The organism is Streptomyces mirabilis (assembly GCF_018310535.1).
GTDB lineage: Bacteria > Actinomycetota > Actinomycetes > Streptomycetales > Streptomycetaceae > Streptomyces.
Window position 1 is genome coordinate 4288888 of record NZ_CP074102.1, and the last position, 19284, is coordinate 4308171.

The 19284-nt window shown below is 71.0% G+C and carries 18 protein-coding genes, 1 tRNA gene and 1 pseudogene; 7 read left to right on the top strand and 13 right to left on the bottom strand.

The annotated features are described in order from the left end of the window. The first annotated feature begins 3 nt into the window (after positions 1-3). From SMIR_RS18915 to SMIR_RS18925, 3 genes are all read left to right on the top strand, one after another. Positions 4-723 (top strand): ABC transporter permease, encoded by a 720-nt coding sequence (locus SMIR_RS18915; protein ID WP_054236936.1) that lies wholly within the window; start codon positions 4-6, stop codon positions 721-723. 185 nt (positions 724-908) lie between these two features. Beyond that, positions 909-1142 carry an SGM_3592 family protein gene (locus SMIR_RS18920; RefSeq protein ID WP_168493477.1) on the top strand — a complete coding sequence of 78 codons (234 nt, stop codon included), beginning with the start codon at positions 909-911 and terminating at the stop codon, positions 1140-1142. A 263-nt stretch (positions 1143-1405) separates the two neighbouring features. Next, positions 1406-1490, top strand: a tRNA-Ser gene (locus tag SMIR_RS18925). A gap of 109 nt (positions 1491-1599) precedes the next feature. On the opposite strand, the gene SMIR_RS18930 is transcribed toward SMIR_RS18925, so the two are convergent. From SMIR_RS18930 to SMIR_RS18970, 9 genes are all read right to left on the bottom strand, one after another. After that, on the bottom strand, positions 1600-2505 hold the full coding sequence (locus tag SMIR_RS18930; protein WP_168493475.1) for an HAD family hydrolase: 906 nt from the start codon (positions 2503-2505) through the stop codon (positions 1600-1602). Next, the gene (gene serS, locus SMIR_RS18935) at positions 2502-3779 is read right to left on the bottom strand and encodes a serine--tRNA ligase (RefSeq protein ID WP_168493473.1); all 1278 of its coding nucleotides are present in this window, start codon (positions 3777-3779) and stop codon (positions 2502-2504) included. Before serS ends, SMIR_RS18930 begins: the two co-directional genes overlap by 4 nt. A 683-nt stretch (positions 3780-4462) precedes the next feature. After that, on the bottom strand, positions 4463-5398 hold the full coding sequence (pheA, locus tag SMIR_RS18940) for a prephenate dehydratase (RefSeq protein WP_168493471.1): 936 nt from the start codon (positions 5396-5398) through the stop codon (positions 4463-4465). Positions 5399-5432: 34 nt separating this feature from the next. After that, entirely contained in the window at positions 5433-6731 is a 1299-nt protein-coding gene (gene efeB, locus SMIR_RS18945; RefSeq protein WP_212727186.1) for an iron uptake transporter deferrochelatase/peroxidase subunit, read from the bottom strand. An 8-nt stretch (positions 6732-6739) separates the two neighbouring features. Beyond that, positions 6740-8875, bottom strand: coding sequence for a copper resistance CopC/CopD family protein (locus SMIR_RS18950; protein ID WP_248003007.1), 2136 nt, complete (start codon positions 8873-8875; stop codon positions 6740-6742). A gap of 13 nt (positions 8876-8888) precedes the next feature. Further along, entirely contained in the window at positions 8889-9374 is a 486-nt protein-coding gene (locus SMIR_RS18955; protein WP_211118752.1) for a copper chaperone PCu(A)C, read from the bottom strand. Next, positions 9371-10024: an SCO family protein gene (locus SMIR_RS18960; protein ID WP_101398987.1), complete on the bottom strand. Its 654-nt coding sequence runs from the start codon at positions 10022-10024 to the stop codon at positions 9371-9373. Before SMIR_RS18960 ends, SMIR_RS18955 begins: the two co-directional genes overlap by 4 nt. Positions 10025-10130: 106 nt before the next feature. Then, the gene (locus SMIR_RS18965; RefSeq protein WP_168493467.1) at positions 10131-10874 is read right to left on the bottom strand and encodes a YcnI family copper-binding membrane protein; all 744 of its coding nucleotides are present in this window, start codon (positions 10872-10874) and stop codon (positions 10131-10133) included. A 154-nt stretch (positions 10875-11028) separates the two neighbouring features. Continuing rightward, positions 11029-11850 (bottom strand): hypothetical protein, encoded by an 822-nt coding sequence (locus SMIR_RS18970; RefSeq protein WP_168493466.1) that lies wholly within the window; start codon positions 11848-11850, stop codon positions 11029-11031. A gap of 234 nt (positions 11851-12084) precedes the next feature. Here SMIR_RS18970 and SMIR_RS18975 point away from each other — a divergent pair, with 234 nt between their 5' ends. Then, positions 12085-12540: an ATP-binding protein gene (locus tag SMIR_RS18975; protein ID WP_168493464.1), complete on the top strand. Its 456-nt coding sequence runs from the start codon at positions 12085-12087 to the stop codon at positions 12538-12540. Here the strand turns inward: SMIR_RS18975 and SMIR_RS18980 are convergent. From SMIR_RS18980 to SMIR_RS43570, 3 genes and pseudogenes are all read right to left on the bottom strand, one after another. Beyond that, a complete protein-coding gene (locus tag SMIR_RS18980; RefSeq protein ID WP_168493462.1) occupies positions 12537-13778 on the bottom strand; it encodes a sensor histidine kinase in 1242 nt (413 codons plus the stop codon). The genes SMIR_RS18975 and SMIR_RS18980 overlap by 4 nt on opposite strands. Positions 13779-13960: 182 nt before the next feature. Further along, positions 13961-14143, bottom strand: a pseudogene (locus tag SMIR_RS18985) (hypothetical protein); the annotation flags it as partial. 112 nt (positions 14144-14255) lie between these two features. Continuing rightward, a complete protein-coding gene (locus SMIR_RS43570) occupies positions 14256-14672 on the bottom strand; it encodes a hypothetical protein (RefSeq protein WP_248003006.1) in 417 nt (138 codons plus the stop codon). 178 nt (positions 14673-14850) lie between these two features. Between SMIR_RS43570 and SMIR_RS18995 the strand changes: the two genes are divergently transcribed. The 3 genes from SMIR_RS18995 (at position 14851) to SMIR_RS19005 (ending at position 17956) form a co-directional block, all read left to right on the top strand. Continuing rightward, positions 14851-16014, top strand: a complete 1164-nt coding sequence (locus SMIR_RS18995; protein ID WP_168493460.1) for a sensor histidine kinase — start codon at positions 14851-14853, stop codon at positions 16012-16014. A 127-nt stretch (positions 16015-16141) separates the two neighbouring features. Further along, the gene (locus SMIR_RS19000; RefSeq protein WP_248003005.1) at positions 16142-17104 is read left to right on the top strand and encodes an intradiol ring-cleavage dioxygenase; all 963 of its coding nucleotides are present in this window, start codon (positions 16142-16144) and stop codon (positions 17102-17104) included. A 9-nt stretch (positions 17105-17113) separates the two neighbouring features. Next, the gene (locus tag SMIR_RS19005; RefSeq protein ID WP_212727187.1) at positions 17114-17956 is read left to right on the top strand and encodes a triphosphoribosyl-dephospho-CoA synthase; all 843 of its coding nucleotides are present in this window, start codon (positions 17114-17116) and stop codon (positions 17954-17956) included. Here SMIR_RS19005 and SMIR_RS19010 read toward each other — a convergent pair. Further along, positions 17928-19256 (bottom strand): MFS transporter, encoded by a 1329-nt coding sequence (locus tag SMIR_RS19010; protein ID WP_168493458.1) that lies wholly within the window; start codon positions 19254-19256, stop codon positions 17928-17930. The genes SMIR_RS19005 and SMIR_RS19010 overlap by 29 nt on opposite strands. Positions 19257-19284: the final 28 nt, after the last annotated feature.

A 19284-nucleotide genomic window follows, 5' to 3' on the forward strand; every position in this document is an offset into this window, starting at 1 on the left:
AAGATGTACGACCCCACAGTCGCCCGGCTCACCTATCGAGCCCTGCTCGGCCGCCGCCGGGCCCTCATCCTCTGTGCGCTGCCCGTTCTGCTCATCGTGATCTCCGCGGCCGTACGCAGCTTCGCCGGAGCCGACGACCAGGTGGCATCGGACCTGCTCGGCGGGTTCGCGCTCGCCACGATGGTGCCGATCATCGGCGTCATCGCCGGCACCGGCGCGATCGGCCCCGAGATCGACGACGGCTCGGTGGTGTATCTGCTCGCCAAGCCCCTGAAGCGGCCGACGATCATCTTCACCAAACTGATCGTCGCGATCGCCGTCACCATGGCGTTCTCCGCCCTGCCGACGTTCATCGCCGGCATGATCCTCAACGGCAACGGCCAGCAGGTCGCCGTCGCCTACACCGTGGCGGCGCTGGTCGCCTCGATCGCGTACGCCGCGCTGTTCCTGCTGCTGGGGACGGTCACCCGGCACGCGGTGGTCTTCGGGCTCGTCTACGCGCTGGTCTGGGAGGCCCTGTTCGGGTCGCTGGTGTCCGGCGCGCGCACGCTCAGCGTCCAGCAGTGGGCGCTCGCCGTGGGCCACAAGGTCACCGGCGGCGACCTCGTCACCTCGGACGTGGGCCTGCCCACCGCGACGGTGCTCCTGGTCGTGGTGACCGTGCTCGCCACCTGGTACGCCGGGCAGCGACTGCGGTCGCTGACGCTGGCCGGCGAGGAGTGAGCCGGGGGTTCCACGCGCGCGTGCCGGTTGTCGCCACGTACGCGCGCGTGGCGCCCCCTTTTTTCTTTGAAGGCTTTTCTTCGAAGGCCTTTCTTTGAGAGTGGCTTCACCATTTTTCTTGACAGTGGCTTCACCTCTGTCCCGGCACACTGGGCGGAGGGGACGCGCGGCTAGGAGGAACGGGGATGGCGGAACCGCAAGGCGAGGAACAGAGGGAGAGCGAGGACGTCTGGGACGGCCTCGTACTGGACGAGAGCTTCATACGGTCGGCTGAGACGACCGAACCGTCCGCCCGCGCCCGTATGCTCGCCGCCCGCTGGCGCGAGGGGGGACCCGACCCGCAGCCCTGGCGCTCCGACGAGCCGCCCGCGGGGTGGTTCTTCAGCAAGGCACGTCGGCGCAGGTGGCGCCGCCGGTAACCCCCTTTGAGGGGCGGCTTTATTCAGTGGCGCCCAAGTCGGCGTACGGGCACAGTAGTTATGTCCACGCCGCCGCATCGAGCCGGCGCCACGTTCTGGGAGAGGAGCGCGACGATGCCCATGAGTAGCAGTCCGTCGAGCTCCCTACAGGGCAGCCCGCGGCAGGCTCCGGAGTAGTTGCCTCTCCGTTGGAGCCCGCCCGCACGGGGGGCTGCCCGGGGCGGCCGCTTCGAGCGCGCGTACGCCGCGCGGGCCGCCCACCCGGAGGATTGGCCGAGAGGTAAGGCACCGGCTTGCTAAGCCGTGGTCGGGGTCAACCCCGCGCGCGTTCGATCCGCGCATCCTCCGCGAGACGTTGTCACCGGGACCTGGCAGGGTTGGGGTGCTCACAGGGCATCCGACGCCGCGGGCATCCGGCACTGCCGGCATCCGGCGCTGCGGGCTGTGTCCGCACCCGCTAGTCCAGCAACCGCTCCAGCACCACCGCGATGCCGTCCTCCTCGTTCGAGGACGTCACCTCGTCCGCGACGGTCTTGAGCTCGTCGTGGGCATTCGCCATGGCCACGCTGTGGGCCGCCCAGGCGAACATCGGGATGTCGTTGGGCATGTCACCGAAGGCGATCGTGTTCGCGGCCTTCACACCGAGGCGACGGGCGGCGAGGGACAGCCCCGTGGCCTTGGAGAGGCCGAGGGGGAGGAGTTCCACTATCCCCGCGCCCGCCATGGTGACGCCGACCAGGCCGCCGGCGACCCTGGCCGCCACCGCAGCCAGTTCGTCGTCGGAGAGCGTGGGGTGCTGCACGTAGACCTTGTTCAGAGGGGCCGACCAGAGGTCCGTCGCGTCCCTGATCGGGACGACCGGGAGCGAGCCGTCCTGCCTGCGGTAGCCGGGGCCGACCAGTACCTCGCCGTCGAGCCCGTCGCGGCTCGCGGCCAGCAGCAGCGGGCCGACCTCCGCCTCGATCTTGGCGAGCGCGAGCCCGGCCAGCTGCCGGTCCAGCGTCACCGAGGTGAGCAGCCGATGCTCCCCCGCGTCGTACACCTGCGCACCCTGGCCGCACACCGCGAGACCCTCGTAGCCGAGGTCGTCGAGGATGTGCCGGGTCCAGGGCACCGCGCGCCCGGTGACGACGATGTGCGCGGCGCCCGCCGCGGTCACCGCGGCGAGTGCCTCACGCGTGCGCTCCGAGATCGTCTCGTCGGAACGCAGCAGCGTGCCGTCGAGATCGGTCGCTACGAGCTTGTAGGGGAACGATCCGGTCGGACCCGTGGATCCGACCGGACCAGTGGTTCCGGTCGGACCAGTGGTTCCGGTCGGACCAGTGGTTCCGGTCGGACCGGTCGACCCGGCGGCGGCGGTCACTTGGAGATCGGCTCCAGAACCTCACGTCCGCCCAGGTACGGACGCAGCACCTCGGGCACCCGCACGGAGCCGTCGGCCAGCTGGTGGTTCTCCAGGATCGCCACGATCGTGCGCGGGACGGCACACAGCGTGCCGTTCAGCGTGGCGAGCGGCTGGACCTTCTTGCCGTCGCGCATGCGCACGGACAGGCGGCGCGCCTGGAAGCCGTCACAGTTCGAGGCCGAGGTCAGCTCGCGGTACTTGCCCTGGGTCGGGATCCACGCCTCGCAGTCGAACTTGCGGGACGCGGAGGCACCGAGGTCGCCCGAGGCCACGTCGATGACCTGGAAGGGCAGCTCGAGGCCGGTCAGCCACTGCTTCTCCCAGTCCAGGAGCCGCTTGTGCTCGTTCTCCGCGTCCTCGGGGTCGACGTACGAGAACATCTCGACCTTGTCGAACTGGTGCACACGGAAGATGCCACGGGTGTCCTTGCCGTACGTGCCGGCCTCGCGGCGGAAGCACGGCGAGAATCCGGCGTAGCGCAGCGGCAGCTGGTCGGCGTCGAGGATCTCGTCCATGTGGTACGCCGCGAGGGGGACCTCGGAGGTGCCGACCAGGTAGTAGTCGTCCTTCTCCAGGTGGTACACGTTCTCCGCGGCCTGGCCGAGGAAGCCGGTGCCCTCCATGGCGCGCGGGCGGACCAGGGCCGGGGTCAGCATCGGGGTGAAGCCGGCCTCGGTGGCCTGCGCGATCGCCGCGTTGACGAGGGCGAGCTCCAGGAGCGCGCCGACACCCGTCAGGTAGTAGAAGCGCGAGCCGGAGACCTTGGCGCCCCGCTCGACGTCGATGGCGCCGAGCGCCTCGCCGAGCTCCAGGTGGTCCTTGGGCTCGAAGCCCTCGGCGCCGAAGTCGCGGATCGTGCCGTGCGTCTCCAGGACGACGAAGTCCTCCTCGCCGCCGACCGGGACGTTCGGGTGAACCAGGTTGCCGAGCTGGAGGAGCAGACGCTTGGTCTCCTCGTCCGCCTCGTGCTGTTCGGCGTCGGCGGTCTTGACGGCGGCGGCGAGCTCCCCGGCCTTCTTCAGCAGCTCGGCCTTCTCGTCGCCGGACGCCTTGGGGATCAGCTTGCCGAGCGCCTTCTGCTCGGATCGGAGCTCGTCGAAGCGGACGCCGGAAGACCTGCGCCGCTCGTCGGCAGAGAGGAGGGAGTCGACGAGGGCGACGTCCTCTCCACGGGCGCGCTGGGAGGCGCGAACACGGTCGGGGTCCTCACGGAGCAGGCGAAGGTCAATCACCCCTCAAGGCTACCGGTGCGCGCTTCCGGCCATCGACTCGATATTCCGCTCCGTCACTTCTGTGACGTCATGAGTGAAATGCCGGACCGAAATTCCTTGATCATCAGTGAGTGCCCGTGGGCGCGTGTGAGCGCCGGTTCGCGTCAATAAAAGGGACGGTACTCCCTGAAACGGGGCAGACGGTAGTCATGGGGTTGACTGGATCCCCTTGTGGAGAGCGGGACTTGAGAAGGGGTTGTCCACAGGGATCCACACGGCTCACAGAGTTATCCACAGGCTGTGCGGAAGATCTGTGGACTTCGGAGGTGATCGTTCCGAAAGCCGCATGCGGGACGAAGAATTCCCGGGTCAAACCATCCGTACACCCACGTTCGAGTGGAAATGCTTCGCTCCAAAGGATTGATCAAGGGAAAAGAGTGGACGAGGGGTGACGTGCGGGGCTGTGGACGAACTTGGCCCCTGTAGGCCGATTTGTCGACGATGTAATGCTTCGTTGTCGACTTGTCCCCAGGTCGAGAAGCGCACCTGTGGATAACATCTGTGGATGACGAAAATCGGCAGGTAGGACTGGTGGAATGCGGAGCAGGACAGTGGAAAAGGCCGCGCCGACGAGCCGTCGGCGCGGGAACCCGAACAGGCCTGGATCCGGCCTCGATCCGGCCTGGATCCGGCCTGGATCCGGCCTAGAACCGTCCGTCCTGGCAGCGCGCCAGCCAGTCCGACGCCGCCGAGAACGCACCGTCCGACGTCCCGGGACGCAGCGTCCGTACGTCCTCCAGGGCGACCCCGGCCCGCGGATAGGACCCGAGGAAGCGCACCTGGGGGCTGATCCGCTTGAGGCCCATCAGTGCCTCGCCCACACGGCGGTCGGTGATGTGGCCCTCGGCGTCCACGGAGAAGCAGTAGTTGCCGATGCCCTGGCCGGTCGGCCGTGATTCGATCCGCATCAGGTTGACGCCGCGCACGGCGAACTCCTGGAGCAGTTCGAGCAGCGCACCCGGGTGGTCGTCGCCGAGCCAGATGACCACGGACGTCTTGTCGGCGCCGGTCGGGGCCGCGGGCCGGGCCGGACGGCCGACCAGCACGAAGCGGGTCTCGGCGTTCGCCGCGTCGTGGATCTCGGTGACCAGCGGCTCGAGCCCGTAGGTCGCCGCCGCGAACTCGCCCGCGAAGGCCGCGTCGTACCGGCCCTCCTGGACCAGCCGGGCACCGTCCGCGTTCGAGGCCGCCGACTCCCACACGGTGTTCGGCAGGTGGGTGCCGAGCCAGTTGCGTACCTGCGGCTGGGCGACCGGGTGGCCGGTGACCGTCTTGATGTCCTTCAGTGCCGTGCCGGGCCTGACCAGCAGGGCGAAGGCGATCGGCAGGACGACCTCGCGGTAGATCATCAGCGGCTCGCCCTTGGCGAGCTCGTCGAGGGTGGCGGTGACACCGCCCTCGACCGAGTTCTCGATCGGGACGAGCGCGCCCGCGGCCTCGCTCGCGCGCACCGCGTCGAGCGCGGCCGGCACGGACACCATGGGTACCAGCTCCCGTGTCGCGGCTTCCGGGAGCGTGCGGAGGGCGGCCTCGGTGAACGTTCCCTCGGGGCCGAGATAGGTGTAGCGCGTCGCCGACATACCCGTCACCCTAATGGGCCCCGTCCCGCACGGATCACCCTTCCAGCAGCCGCTGACCCACGTATTCCCCCTCCGCCGCCCCGCCCGGCACCGCGAACAGCCCGCTCGCCTCGTGGCGGATGTACGTGGACATGGCGTCGCCACGATCGAGCTTGCGCTGCACCGGGACGAAGCCGCGCAGCGGATCCGCCTGCCAGCAGACGAAGAGCAGGCCCGCGTCGGGCACCCCGTCCGTGTCGAAGCCGTCGTGGAAGGAGAACGGGCGGCGCAGCATCGCGGCGCCGCCGTTCTGGTCGGGCCGGGTGATCCGGGCGTGCGCGTTGAGGGGGACGACCAGGTTGCCGTCGGCGTCGGTCTTGTCGAGGTTCATGGCGGTCGTCTCGGTGCCACCGGTCAGCGGCGCCCCGGTGGACTTCCTGCGCCCGATGACGTCCTCCTGGGCCTTGACCGACAGCTTCTCCCAGTCGTCGAGGAGCATCCGGATCCGGCGTACGACGGCGTACGAGCCGTTCGCCATCCATGCCGGGTCGCCGGCGGCCGGAACGAAGATGCGCCGGTCGAAGTCGGACTCGGACGGCTTCGGATTGCGGGTGCCGTCTATCTGGCCCATCAGGTTGCGGGCCGTCATCGGCTGGGCCGTGGCGCCGGGCGAGCGGTTGAAGCCGTTCATGTGCCAGCGCACCCGGGCCGCGCTGCCCGCGTCCTTCTGGAGCGTGCGCAGGGCATGGAAGGCGACCAGGGCGTCGTCGGCGCCGATCTGCACCCACAGGTCGCCGTTGCTGCGCGCCTTGTCGAGGTGGTCGGAGGAGAAGTCGGGCAGTGGGTCGAGGGCGACCGGGCGCTGCTTCTCCAGACCCGTCCGTGCGAAGAAGCTGTTTCCGAAGCCGAAGGTGACCGTCAGGGACGACGGTCCGGCGTCACGGGCGACGTCCGTGTCGTCCTGCGCGGCGGCCTCGCCCGCCATCAGCCGCTGGGCCGTCGTCGACCAGCGGCGCAGCAGCGCGGCGGCCTCCTTGCGGCCCGAGCCTGCGGCCAGGTCGAACGCGACGAGGTGGCCACGGGCCTGGAGCGCGGTGGTGATGCCGGGCTGATGTTTCCCGTGAAACATCACCGTGTCCGCGCCGAGCGAGGTCAGGGGCGCTGCCTTGTCGGCGGCGGGCGCTGCCGCGTACCCGGCGGCACCTCCGGCCGCGCCCAGGGCGAGACCGGTGGCACCGGCGGTGCCGAGCAGCCGGCGCCGGGAAAAGACCCCGCCAGAAGAGGGCTTCTGGGAAAGGGCCTCTCCTGGAGGGGTGTTTTCCGTGGTGGCTTCCGGAGTGGGCTGGTCAGCCATGGTGAGGTTCAGCCGATCTTCGCGTTCTTGGTGACGGTCGTCTGGTCGATGTCGGAGGTGCGCACGGTCACCGCGATCTCCCAGTCGCCCGCCATGGGGATCTGTACCCCGATCGCCGACCAGTGGCCGGTGGCGATGCGGTCGGGGGTCACGGGCAGCGGGCCGATCTTCTTGGCCTCCAGGGTGAAGGCGACCTTCACCTCGGGGACGTCGAAGGCCTTGCCGTTCGGCCGTTCCACGAAGACGTGCATCTCGTTGCCGCCGACGCGGGCCGGGTCGAGGGTGACCTCCGCGGTGCCCTTGCCGTCCTGGCCACCCGTGTCGAACGGGAGCTTCAGAGAGAGCGTCCCGGACCGCTGCGAGGAGGACGTGGTGGCTTGCTGGGCCGCTTCCTCCGTGCGCCCCGGCTCGGTGGACGTCAGCACGGTCGTCACGGCCAGCAGGACGACGGCGACGCCCGTCTCGGCGAGCACCGAGCGGCGCAGGCCGGCCCGGGCCGGGTCGGCGTCGCGGAGGCGCTTCTGACGCGCGGTGGCCACGGCGGCCTGCTGCCGGGCGAGTTGATCGGCGCGTCGGGAGTCTCCGGAGTTCGAGTCCCTGGAGTTCGAGTCCCTGGAATCCGAGCCCGCGGAGTTCGAGTCCTCAGAGCTTGAGTCCCCGGAGCTTGAGTCCCTGGAACTCGCGGGCACCTTCGTCGGCTGCTTCGTCCGCTGTCCGGCGAGAGCCGTCGCCCCGGTTGGCGCCCCGGCTGTCGTCCCGACCGTGGCCCCGGCTGTCGCCATGGCCTTCGCCCGCGGCGCCTCGGACAGCTGGGCCGTCCACCGCCGCGAGATCCATGCGATGCCGACGAGGACGGCCACCAGGCCGATCTTGACGAGCAGCAACTGTCCGTACCACGTTCCGGTCAGCGCGGACCAGGAGCCGACCTGGCGCCAGGACTGGTAGATCCCGGTCGCGGCCAGCACGGTCACGCTGGCGAACGCGACGCGTGAGAACCGCCGTACGGCCACCGCGTCGATCTGCGTCTCGGCGGGCGCCCGGAACAGCGCCACGAGCAGCGTCGACAGCCCGCCGAGCCAGACGGCGACCGCCAGCAGGTGCAGCACATCGACGGGCATCGCGAGGCCCGCCTGGATACCGGTGGAGGCGTGCTCGGCCATCGCCCAGCTCGCCGCCAGGCCCGCCGCGACGACGGCGCCGCCGATCGCTAGCCCGAAGGTGAGGTCCTTCTTCTCGGCATCGGCATCGGCGCGGCTCCTGTCGGACACGCCGCCCTCGTCGCCCCCGTCGGACCCGTCGGTCTCATCCGACGCGACGGCCTCGTCCCGCCGCGCGTACGCCCCGAAGAGCACCGCGATGAACAGCGCGCCCGCGGCGAGCAGCAGCAGCCGCGAGACCAGTGCCGCGCCCGCCTTGGTCTGCAGCACCTGCCCGAGCAGTGTCAGGTCGAAGATGTCGCCGACTTTGCCGGAGCCGACGTAGGAGCCGCGCAGGAGCAGCAGCGCGAGGGTGGCGCCGGTCAGCGTGAGCCACCCGCAGACCACGAGCCGTTGCACCGGACGGACCCCGGCGCCGCGCTGCCAGCAGGCCAGTACGAAGGCCGCGCCACCCACGAGAAGGATGAATCCGGCGTACGAGACATACCGCCCGAACCCATAGAGTGCGCCGACGACTCCGCCGCCCACGGCCGGGTCGGAGAGCGCGACGGAGGTCTGCGAGGGCGCGCCGATGGAGAAGGTGAACGCGCCGGAGACGGGGTGGCTGTCCGCCGACACCACCTGGTAGGTGACGGTGAACGTGCCGTCGGGCAGCCCCGAGTGGAGCTTCACGCCGTAGGTGGTGCCGCCCAGGTCGGCCGCCTTGCCGGTGTCGACGCGCTTGCCCTTGGGGTCGAGCACGCGCACCGAGTCGTCGGACATCGCGACCTTCTCGGAGAACGTCAGCGAGATCTGGGCGGGGGCCTGGCCGACCACCGCTCCCTGCTGGGGGTCGCTGCCGGTCAGCGCGGCGTGCGCGGAGGCGGGCGTTGCGCCGGCCAGGACCGCGCCGATCACGGCGAGGAGCAGCAACAGCAGTGCCCGTACCCGAAAAGCGACCCTTCCAGTGGTGGTGGAAGCCGTACGGGGAGCGATGGTCTGTGTCACGGTGATCCCTCCCTCAGCGCCCGGTCTTCGGGTTGTACGTCGCGGATTTCACCGGCATGGAGACCTTCACCGCGCCCGCCTTGGTGAAGTGCAGCGTCACCGACACCTTCTCGCCCTCCAGAGGCTTGTGGGTGAGCTTTTCGAACATGAGGTGGTTGCCGCCGCTCGCGAAGTCGAGTGACCCGTCGGCGGGCACGGCGAACGACTTCTGTTCCTCCATCGCGCCGCCCTTGGTGGAGTGCAGCGTGACGTCGGAGGCGAGGCCGCTGGTGACGGAGGCCAGGGTGTCGGCGCCGCCGGAGTTGGTGACGGTGAAGAAGCCGGCCGCCATGGTGTCCATGACGGGGGCGGGCATGTAGGCGCCGGTGATCTTCAGCTCGGGCTTGCCCGCGTTGTCCGAGGAGGAGTCGTTGGAGCCGCAGCCCGCCAGCGCCAGCGCCGTGGCCGTCAGCGCCGCGCATCCCGCGAGACGCCTCGAAGGGGCTCCGGGTCGGCTCACGGATTCTCTCCCTTGATGAGCTTGGGGAGGTCCTTGGTGTAGTCGTCGACGGTGGCGTCCTCGCCGTAGATCACATAGCCCCCGTCGGTCTTCGGCGAGAACGCGATGACCTGGGTGCCGTGCACGGAGACGAGCTTGCCGTTCTTGTCCTTCGCCGTCGGCTCGATGGAGATGCCCAGGGTACGGGCGCCCGCCTGGATGGTGGGGAAGTCGCCGGTGAGGCCGACGAAGGCGGGGTCGATCCCCTTGAGCCACTTGCCGAGCGTGGCGGGGGTGTCGCGGGCCGGGTCGGTGGTGACGAACACGACCTTGAGCTTGTCCTGTTCGGCCTTGGGCAGCTGCTTCTTGGCGACGGCGAGGTTGCTCATCGTCGTCGGGCAGACGTCGGGGCAGTGGGTGTAGCCGAAGTAGATCAGCGTCGGGACGCCCTTGGTCTCGGCCCGGAAGTCGTACTTCTTGCCGTTCGTGTCGGTGAGGACCAGGTCGGGCTTCTCGAACGCCTTGTCGAGGACCGTGGCTGCCTTGCCCGTGCCGGCCTCGGCGGACACGTCGGCGATGGGCTTGTTGCTGTCGTCGCCGCTGCCGCAGGCGGAAAGGGTCAGTGCGGCGGCGGCGAACAGGGCGGCCGCGGCATACGTCTTCTTGCGCATAGAAAAATGTCCCAGATGTGAGGGCTCCGGTGTGCACCGGGGTCGTACGACCTCTCTGACGAGGGCGTACGACCTACCGGTGCACAACGGAGGGGTGCGGTGGGCCTCAGGCCTCGGTGCGCCGACGGCCGGCCAGAACGCCGTACGCCACGCCCGCCACGCCGACGACGATGCCGACGACACCGAGGACGCGCGCGGTGGTGTCACTGCTGTCGGAGGAGGAGGCAGAGGTGGACGAGGACGAGGCGGGGGCCGCCGTGGAGGTGTCGGAGGCGTCCTTGGCAGTGCCGGAGGACCCGTGGTGGCCGTCCGTGGACGCGTCGGAGAGCGTGAGCACCGGAGCCGGGTTCTCGGGCTCCTCCTGGCCCTCCTTCTGCGGCTCGATCCAGCGCACGACCTCCTTGTTGTCGTACGTCTGGATCGCCTTGAAGACGAGCTCGTCGGTGTCCTCGGGGAGCGCGCCGACGGAGAGCGGGAACTTCTGGAAGAAGCCCGGCTCGATGCCCTTGCCGGTGGCGGTCCAGGTGACCTTGGTGACGGCCTCGGAGATCTTCTCGCCGTGCATCGTGAGCGGCTTGGCCAGCTTGCTCTTGGTGACCTTCACGGACCAGCCGTCGAGGGGCTGCGGCATGACGGAGGCGAGCGGGTGGTCGGTCGGGAAGTTCACCTCGACCTTGTTGGTCGAGGCGTCGTCGCGCTCGTTGGGGACCTTGAAGTCGACGACGGCGTAACCACCCTTGGCGGCCTCGCCCTCCGGCTGCACGCTGACGTGCGCGAAGGCGGGGGCGGAGACGGCGAGGACGGCCGAGGCGGCGACGGCACCGGCGGCGGCGATACGGGAAGCCTTCATGGAAGAGAGCACTCCACTTTCAGTCCGATGAGAAGAGAAGGAGGGTGCGCGTGCGAAAGGCGCGATGGGCCCCTGGGGGATGTTTTCGCGTGCACGCGCGCGTGCCGCACGACGGCATCCTCTTCGGATCGGTCCGGTGGAGTGGCGCGTCGTGTCAGGCGGCGAGGACGAGAGTGGTGGAGTGGGGCGGTCCGCGGCGGACGACGCTGTGCTGGAGCTCGGCGGTACGGGGCTTGGGTGGCGTCAGAAGCGCGGTGCGCCGGGGGCGCGGTGCCGCGTCGGGCGTACCCGGAAGTCCGGCCCGCAGGGCGCGTACGAGCGCGAGCGCCCCGCGCAGGGACCGTACGAGCGCCCCTTCCGAGACCCCGTGCGCGGAAAGCCGTATCAGCCGCAGCAGCGCCAGATCACCGCGGCGCAGCACCCAACCGGCGGCGACGGCCGCGAGGACGTGGCCGAGCAGCATCGGCAGGGACGGCCACACGGACATCGAGGACCCCGTGGCGGCCGACATCGCGTCCGAGGAGTGGGGCATGGGCATGGACATGGACGGAGTCGTGCCCGTGTCGAGCCGCGCGTCAGCGAGGATCTTCATGGCCTGAGCCGGGCTGATCGCCGCCGCGGTCGTGCCGCACACGAGGCGAGCGGCACGTTCCACGAGCGAGGTGTCGGCCATCGACATGGAGCCCGAGCCCGCCGTAGCGGTTCCGGCGAGCCCGAAGAGCGTGTGCAGGGCGGTCTGACCGCCCGCGAGCAGCGCGGCGATGCCGGGCAGCGAACGCTCCCGTCCCGCCAGCGCGGCGGCGACGGCGAAGACCGCGAGGAATCCGGCGCCGAGTGTCCACAGCGGGACGGTGGCGCAGGAGGCGAGCCCATGACCGGCCGCGGCCAGCACGACACAGACCGCGGCGAACACCGCGGCCCGCAGAATCCGGAGCTCGTGTCCGGAGCGCGCCCTGCGCTGGTGGGGGGCAGTCATGGCGGGCTCATCATCGCACTGGACCTACCCGCTTCCTACGGCAGGTCCGCAAGATGACGGTCCGCGAGCCGTGGTCCGGAAGATCACGATCTGGGCCGAACCACCCGCACATACACCGAGCGTTGTCGCGTGCGCATCCGCCGTATGGGCGGCATCACGTCACGCAGGCGATTGCGCACAGGTGGTTGCGGCAATACGTAACGGTATGTCGAGCCGCGGCCGGGAGGCTGGAGCATGAGCATCTGGTGGTCACTCCATTTGCGGCGTGAGGCTGCGAGCGTTCCGCTCGCCAGACGTCTGCTGCTCGGCACGATGGAGACGGCGGGCGTCGATCCGGACGTCTCGTACGACCTCTCCGTGGCCCTCAGCGAGGCCTGCGCCAACGCCGTGGAGCACGGCGGCGACGCCGCTCCCGGTACCGCGTCCGAGGCCTATCGGGTCACCGCCTACCTCGACGGTGAGAAGTGCCGCATCGAGGTCTCCGACTCCGGCCCGGGCTTCGCCCCGGGCCGTGCGCGTCCCGCGCTCCGCCCGGTCCGCACCGATGCCGAGCACGGCCGGGGGCTGTGCCTGATCCGGGAACTCGCCGATCACGTCCAGATCGGCAACGAACCGGGACGGGGAGGCGCGGTGGTCAGTTTCGACAAGATCCTCAAGTGGAAGAAGGACGCGCCGCTGATGGCGGTTTAGGGCCTGTCCGCCGGACAGGCCCTGGTGCCCGGGCAGGGACGGATCGCCAAGGCGGTCTCGCTCAACGGGAGTTCGGCCCTGACCTCGAAGCCTCCCCCGGGACGGGGTCCGGCCCGCAGGCGGCCGCCCACGGACTGGGCGCGTTCGCGCATGCCGACGAGACCGAAGCCGCCGCCCGGGACCGGCGGTGTGGGCGGGGCGGATCGGACGGTGCCTCCGTCGTCGGTGACCGTGAGGGTCAACCGGTCGTGGGAGTAGGCGAGCCGGACCCGGGCGGTTTTGGTGGCTGCGTGTTTGGTGACGTTGGTGAGCGCTTCCTGCACGATCCGGAACGCGGTGAGATCCGCCGCCGGGGTGAGCTGCCGGGGTTCCCCCTCGGTGTTGACGGTGGCGTCGAGACCGGCGCACCGGAAGGAGGCGGTCAGGTCGGCCAGGCGGGCGAGTCCGGGAGCGGTCGGTGAGGACGTGCCCTCGGTGTCCTCGTGCCGCAGCAGGCCGACGGTGGCCTTGAGTTCGCGCAGTGCCGCGGAGGTGGTGGTGGCGAGCTCGGCGAGGATTTTGTGCACCCGGTCGGGCTGGCCGCGCAGGAGGTGGGCGAGGGTGCCGGCCTGGGCGTTGGCCAGGGCGAGGTGCTGGGCGGTGACGTCGTGCAGCTCGCGGGCGATGCGCAGCCGCTCCTCGGCGACCCGGCGCCGGGCCTCCTCCTCACGGGTGCGCTCGGCGTGCTCCCGGACCGCGTCGAGGTAGGCGCGCCGGAGCCGGACCGCGCTGCCCAGAGCGGTCGGCATCAGCACCCAGGCGGCGGGGCCGACCGTCTTGAGGTCCAACGGGCGGTCGGCGGGCCCGGCGATGATCTCCGTGGTCATCAGGAGCGCGGCGACACCGAAGGCATAGCTCCTGCGCAGGGCGTTGTGGTCGGTACGGAGCGCGAACGAGTAGAGCGCCACCATGAGCGGGCCCAGCGACAGCACGGTGAGCAGCCGGCCCGACGCGGCCGAGGTCACGGCGGCGGCGGTGGCCAGGGCCAGGGCGGTGCGCGGGTGGTCGCGGTGGAACAGCAGGGCGGTGCAGGAGACACAGGACAGGAGCGCGGCGGTCCACCACGGAGCGGCCGGTGCGGGGGAGCCGGTGGCGACGTACAGGCTGCCGGGGAAGGAGACGGCGAACAGCAGCAGGGCCGATGTCGTGTCCTGGGCGCGGGGACTGCTTCGTACATGTCGCTGCCAGTTGGCGATCATCACCGGTTTCCTGTCGGGTGCCGTCTTCGGTCCTGCGGGGGCGTACGGGCCTGGGACTTGCGGGGGGCGTGGTGAGGTCAGAGAGGGCCTTGGGACGGGGCGTACGAGCCTGAAGGCGGCCGGCGAACGGCCCGGAGGGCCGCCCGTGTTCGGAGCGGGTGGCCTTCCGGCGTGTGGGACGGTCAGACGGGGGCTGGTTCCTGTGTGGCCGGGTCGTCGTGTGCTGGGGCGGCGGCGGACTGGTGGGTGAGCGCTTCGCCTTCCACGTCGACCTTGGGCAGGATCCGGTCCAGCCGGCGCGGCATCCACCAGGCGGCCTTGCCGAGCAGGGCCAGGACGGCTGGTACGAAGGCCATGCGGACGATGCGAGGGGGCGGGCATGCCGGGGTGTCCCGTGGCCCGGAGGCGGCGTCGTCGGCGCCGGGGTCGGAGGCCGAGGGGGATGAGCGTCGGGCCGGAGTGGGCGTGGCAGGCGCGTCAGGCCGGGGTCGGGGTCCTGCGGCCCCGCGTTTCGAGGCCCTGTGTCCCGCGGTTCGGTGTCCCGCGGCTCTTCGTCCCGCGGCTCTGGAGGAGACCGAAGCCCGCGCCGAGTGAGACGAGGCCCATACCGGCGGCGGCCGTGATCCCCTGCACGCCGTCGAGGGCGAAGCCGGCGGCCGCGGCGACGACTGCGTTGAAGAGGAACAGGAACCAGAGCACCGGACGGGAGGAGAGGAACGACTTGATCGGTTCCTTCTTGGCGATGCGGGAGCCGGCCACGAGGGAGAGGGCGATCCCGCCGTAGGTGGCCACGTCCTTCTGCGTGCCGTCGAGTACGGCACCGGAGGCCACGGTGGCGGAGAGGCCGACCAGGAACAGCGACCAGAGCACGATCGAGGAGAGCAGCGACTTCATGAACCTTTTCCTTCGGCGGGGAGTCTGTAGGGGCGTGAGCTTCCGGATTCAACGATCCCGTCGGAAGCTCGCCGCCACGAGTGAGTGCTCTCCCGAACCTGTGGTGTAGCGGGCTACACCATCTATCTGGAGCCTGCTCTCCCCCGCAGCCGCACCAGGCGTGCCTAGCCTGGACGGCATGGGTACGACGGTGCGGCAGGCAGCGCGAGCCACCATCCAATTGGGACGGGCCGCCGTACTGGCGTTCGGCTCGATCATCTTCATCACGGTGCTGCTGTGCACGACGGTCGCCACCCTCGTGGTGGTCGGTGCCGGACTGCTGCCCGAGACGGTGCTCCTGGTGCGCCGCTTCGCCGGTTCCAAGCGGCGCCAGGTCGCCGAGTGGACGGGCCGGGAGATTCCCGAGGCGTACCAGCGCATCGAGGGCCCGCTCCGTCGGCGGATGCGCACGGCGGTCCGAGACCCGGGCACCTTCAACGACCTGCGCTGGATGGTCGCCCACTACGCCTACGGCTTCCTGGGCGTCCTCGCGCTGCCGCTGTGGCCTGCGGGCCTGCTCGTCGACGGCGTACGGCAGGGTGTGCTGGGCCGTTCACCGCTGGTCCTGCCGCTGATCAGCCGTCTCGCGGACCTCGACGCCGCCTGGTCCACCAACCTGCTCAAGCCCTCACCCAAGGCGCTGCTCGCGGAGCGGGTCGAGGAACTGACCGAGACCCGGGCGGGCGCGGTCGCCGCGCACGAGGCCGAACTGCGCCGCATCGAGCGGGACCTGCAGGAGGGTACACAGGCGCGGCTGGTGTCGCTCTCCCTGCGGATCGGTATCGCCAAACGGGCGTACGAACGCGACCCGGACGCCGCCCGCAAACTCCTCGACGACGCCCAGGACCAGGCCGAAGAGGCGCTGACCGAACTGCGTCACGTCGTCCGTGGCATCCACCCGCCGATCCTCACCGACCGTGGTCTCGTCGGGGCGGCGCGGGCGCTCGCGGCGAGCAGCGGGCTCGACGTGACCATGGACGTGGACGGTCTGGAGGACGGGGCGCAGAGCGGGGTCCGGGCCCCCGCGGCGATCGAGGCGGCCGCGTACTTCGTGCTGGCCGAGGCCCTGACGAACGCGGGCAAGCACAGCGCCTCGGAGCGGGCGGCGGTACGGCTCGCCCGTACACCGACGGGGTTGAGCGTGGTCGTCCGTGACGAGGGCCGCGGCGGCGCCGACGAGGCGGCCGGTTCGGGACTGCTCGGCATGCGACGGCGGGTCGCCGCGCTCGACGGGGCCGTGCGACTGACCAGCCCTGTCGGGGGGCCGACGGTGATCGAGGTGGACCTGCCGTACGCGTGGTGACACCTCCGGCGTTTTCGTGCTCCCTGGAGAGGGCGATTTTCCGTCGACTTCAGCTTCCTCAGAATTCTTACCCTCCTCACAGCCCCACCCCATGCCCCTGACGGCTGCCCTTCCTAGCTTTCCGATCATGACGAGAAGCCACAAAGACACATCGGTCACCCGGCGCCGTGCGCTCGCGGTGACGGGCGGCACGGTCGCCGCGGGCGGGCTCGCGGTGGCGGGCTACCAATCGGCGTTCGCCGACGAGACGACCACCGCCGCCGACGCCGTGGCGACCGCCTCGGCGACCTCCACCAGCAGCGGCCAGTGCGTGCTGATGTCCAGCGTCACGGAGGGGCCGTACTACCTCGACGGCGCTCTGGTGCGCAAGGACATCACCGAGGGCAAGGGCGGCGTCCCGCTGACGCTGCGCATCACGGTGCAGGACACCACCGACTCCTGCGGCCCGGTCGCGGGCGCGGCCGTGGAGATCTGGCACTGCGACGCCTGGGGCTACTACTCCGGCTACACCACCGCCAACCCCGGCGGCTCCGCGCCCGCCGAGAGCGAGGACGGCTCGACCGCCGACGACCAGACGTATCTGCGCGGCTATCAGGTCGCCAACGCCAACGGGGTCGTCAAGTTCGAGACGATCTTCCCCGGCTGGTACACGCCCCGCACCACGCACATCCACGTCAAGGTGCACACCGGCGGCGAGAAGGCGGACGGCACCTACGAGGGCGGCAAGGTCAACTTCACCGGCCAGCTCTTCTTCGACGACGACATCGCCGCCGAGGTCCAGGCCCTGGAGCCGTACTCCAAGCACACCGGCAGCTACACCAAGCTCGCCGACGACATGGTGTACGACGGCGGCGGCGCCTCCAGCGGGCTGCTCATCCTGAAGCCGGTCCACAAGAAGGACCCGTCCAAGGGCTTCAAGGGGTCCATCATCCTGGGCATCGACCCCGACGCCGAGAGCACCGGCGCGGGCAGCGGTGGCGGTGGGACGCCCCCGAGCGGTGCGCCGAGCGGCGCTCCGACCGGTACGCCGCCGAGCGGCGCCCCGAGTGACAGTGCCAGTCCGTCCGCCTCGGCGTCCTCGTCCTCTTAGGGCTCGCGGATGAGCAGCCGCGAGGACGAGACGCTGGCGTGGGCCGCCGTGGCCGCGCTGACAGGGCAACTGGAGCTCACCCCCAAGCCCGGCCTGCCCGATCCGCGCGATCTCGGGGCCCGGGCGACCCGTCGGGACCTGTGTTCCCTGCGCTGGTCGGCCAAGGCACTGACGCCCGGCCTCGCGGCCATGGCGGCCGCCGCCCGCCGCACCGGCCGGCCCACGCCCGAACTCCGCACGGAACTGGGCGCGATCGGCCGGTCCACCGAACACTCGGTGACGCTGGCGGGCGGTGGCCACCGCGGGGCGCTGTGGGTCCTGGGCTTCCTGGTCGCGGCGGCGGCCCTGGACCCAGGGGCCAAGGGTGCCGCGGTCGCCGCCACCGCCAAGCGGATCGCGGCGCACCCCGACCGGCGGGCGCCCCGGCGGCCTTCCCGGGGGTCGTCCATGTCCGCGAAGTACGGCGCGGCCGGGGCGCGGGGTGAGGCACGCGCCGGATTCCCGCACGTACGGCGGGCGTTGGACGCGCTCGCCGCCTCGCGCTCCGCCGGTGCGTCCGAGCCGTACGCCCGGCTCGACGCCCTCCTCACCGTCATGTCCACCCTTCAGGACACCGAGTTGCTGTACACGGCGGGCCCGCACGGGCTCCGGCACGTCCAGGCGGGTGCCCGGGGCGTGCTGGAGGCGGGCGGTACGGCGACGGAGGCCGGCCGCGCGGCTCTGGCCGCCTTCGACGACGACCTCCACACGCGCGCGTGGAGCCCCCGTGGCACGGGGGGACTGCTCGCCGGCGCCCTGTTCGTGGACTCGCTTCCGGTGGTGGTCAGTTCACCGGTACGGGTTGCTGCCTGACCCGGTCCTGGTCCTGGCCCTGATTCCGGTCCTGGTCCCGGTCCTGGTCCCGGTCCTGATTCCGGTCCCGGCGGTGGGCGGTCACCTCGCGTGTGGCGGCCCACCGCACCGCCGGGCCCATCCCGTACGAAGCCCCTAGCATCAGTCCCCCCAGCAGCAGCCATCCCGGCGTGCCCCAGCCCACCAGCAGCGCGGTCAGGACCAGCGGACCCGCGGTGCGCGCCACCGTGACGCCCGTGCCGAAGAAGCCCTGGTACTCGCCCATGCGGTCGGCCGGGGCGAGGCCGAAGCCCACCTGCCAGGAGCCTGCGGACTGCTGCATCTCGGCGACGACCTGGAGCACCGCGCCCGCCACCAGGACCCCGACCGCGACCCACGCCGAGACACCGGCCGACAGCGCGAAGACCGCGCAGGACACCAGCATCATGAGTCCGGAACGGCGTATCGCGCGCGTGGCCGGGGCGAGGCCCGTGACACCGCGCGCCATCCGCACCTGGAAGAACATCACCGCACCGGTGTTGAGGACGAACAGCGCGGAGACCAGCCAGGCGGGCGCCTGGGTGCGCTCGGTGATCCACAGCGGGACGCCCAGACTGAGCAGCGGCATCCGCAGCAGCAGCACGGTGTTGAGGAACGTGACGAGCACGTACGGGCGGTCGCGCAGGACACCGGCCCCGTGACCGCGTCGTACGGTCACTCGCGGCACGGACGGCAACCGCAGCAGCACACCCGCGCAGAGCAGGAAGCTCACCGCGTCCAGCGCGAACACCCCGAGATACGCGTGCCGTGTTCCGGCGTGCAGTGCGAGGCCGCCGAGGCCCGCCCCCACCGCCAGGCCGGCGTTGAGGGTCGACTGAAGATGGGCGAGCAGCCCGGTCCGCTCCCCGGCCGGTATCAGCCCGGCGAGCAGCGCCTGCCGGGCCGCCCCGAGCCCCGACTGCGCGGAGGCGTACGCGCAGGCCGCGAGGACGAAGGGCAGGAAGCCGCGGACGACCAGGAAGGACGCCACCGCCGCTCCGGTCGCAAGGGCCAGCAGCACCGCCGTGCCACGCGGCCCGCGCCGGTCGGCGAGCCGCCCCAGCGGTACGCCCACGAGAGAGCCGATCGCCCAGGCGACGGTCAGTCCGAGCCCCACTCGCGCGGGGGCCAGTCCCACGACGTGGGTGAAGTACAGCGCGGAGGTCACGTAATAGGCGCCGTCGCCCACGGAGTTGGTCAGCTGGGCGAGGGCCAGGACGCGTTGCGGCCCCGGGGGCGGGACGAGGCGGCTCGACTGCGCGGATGCTGCCGGATTCGTCATGGCTTCGACGCTACGGGCCCGGTGGACC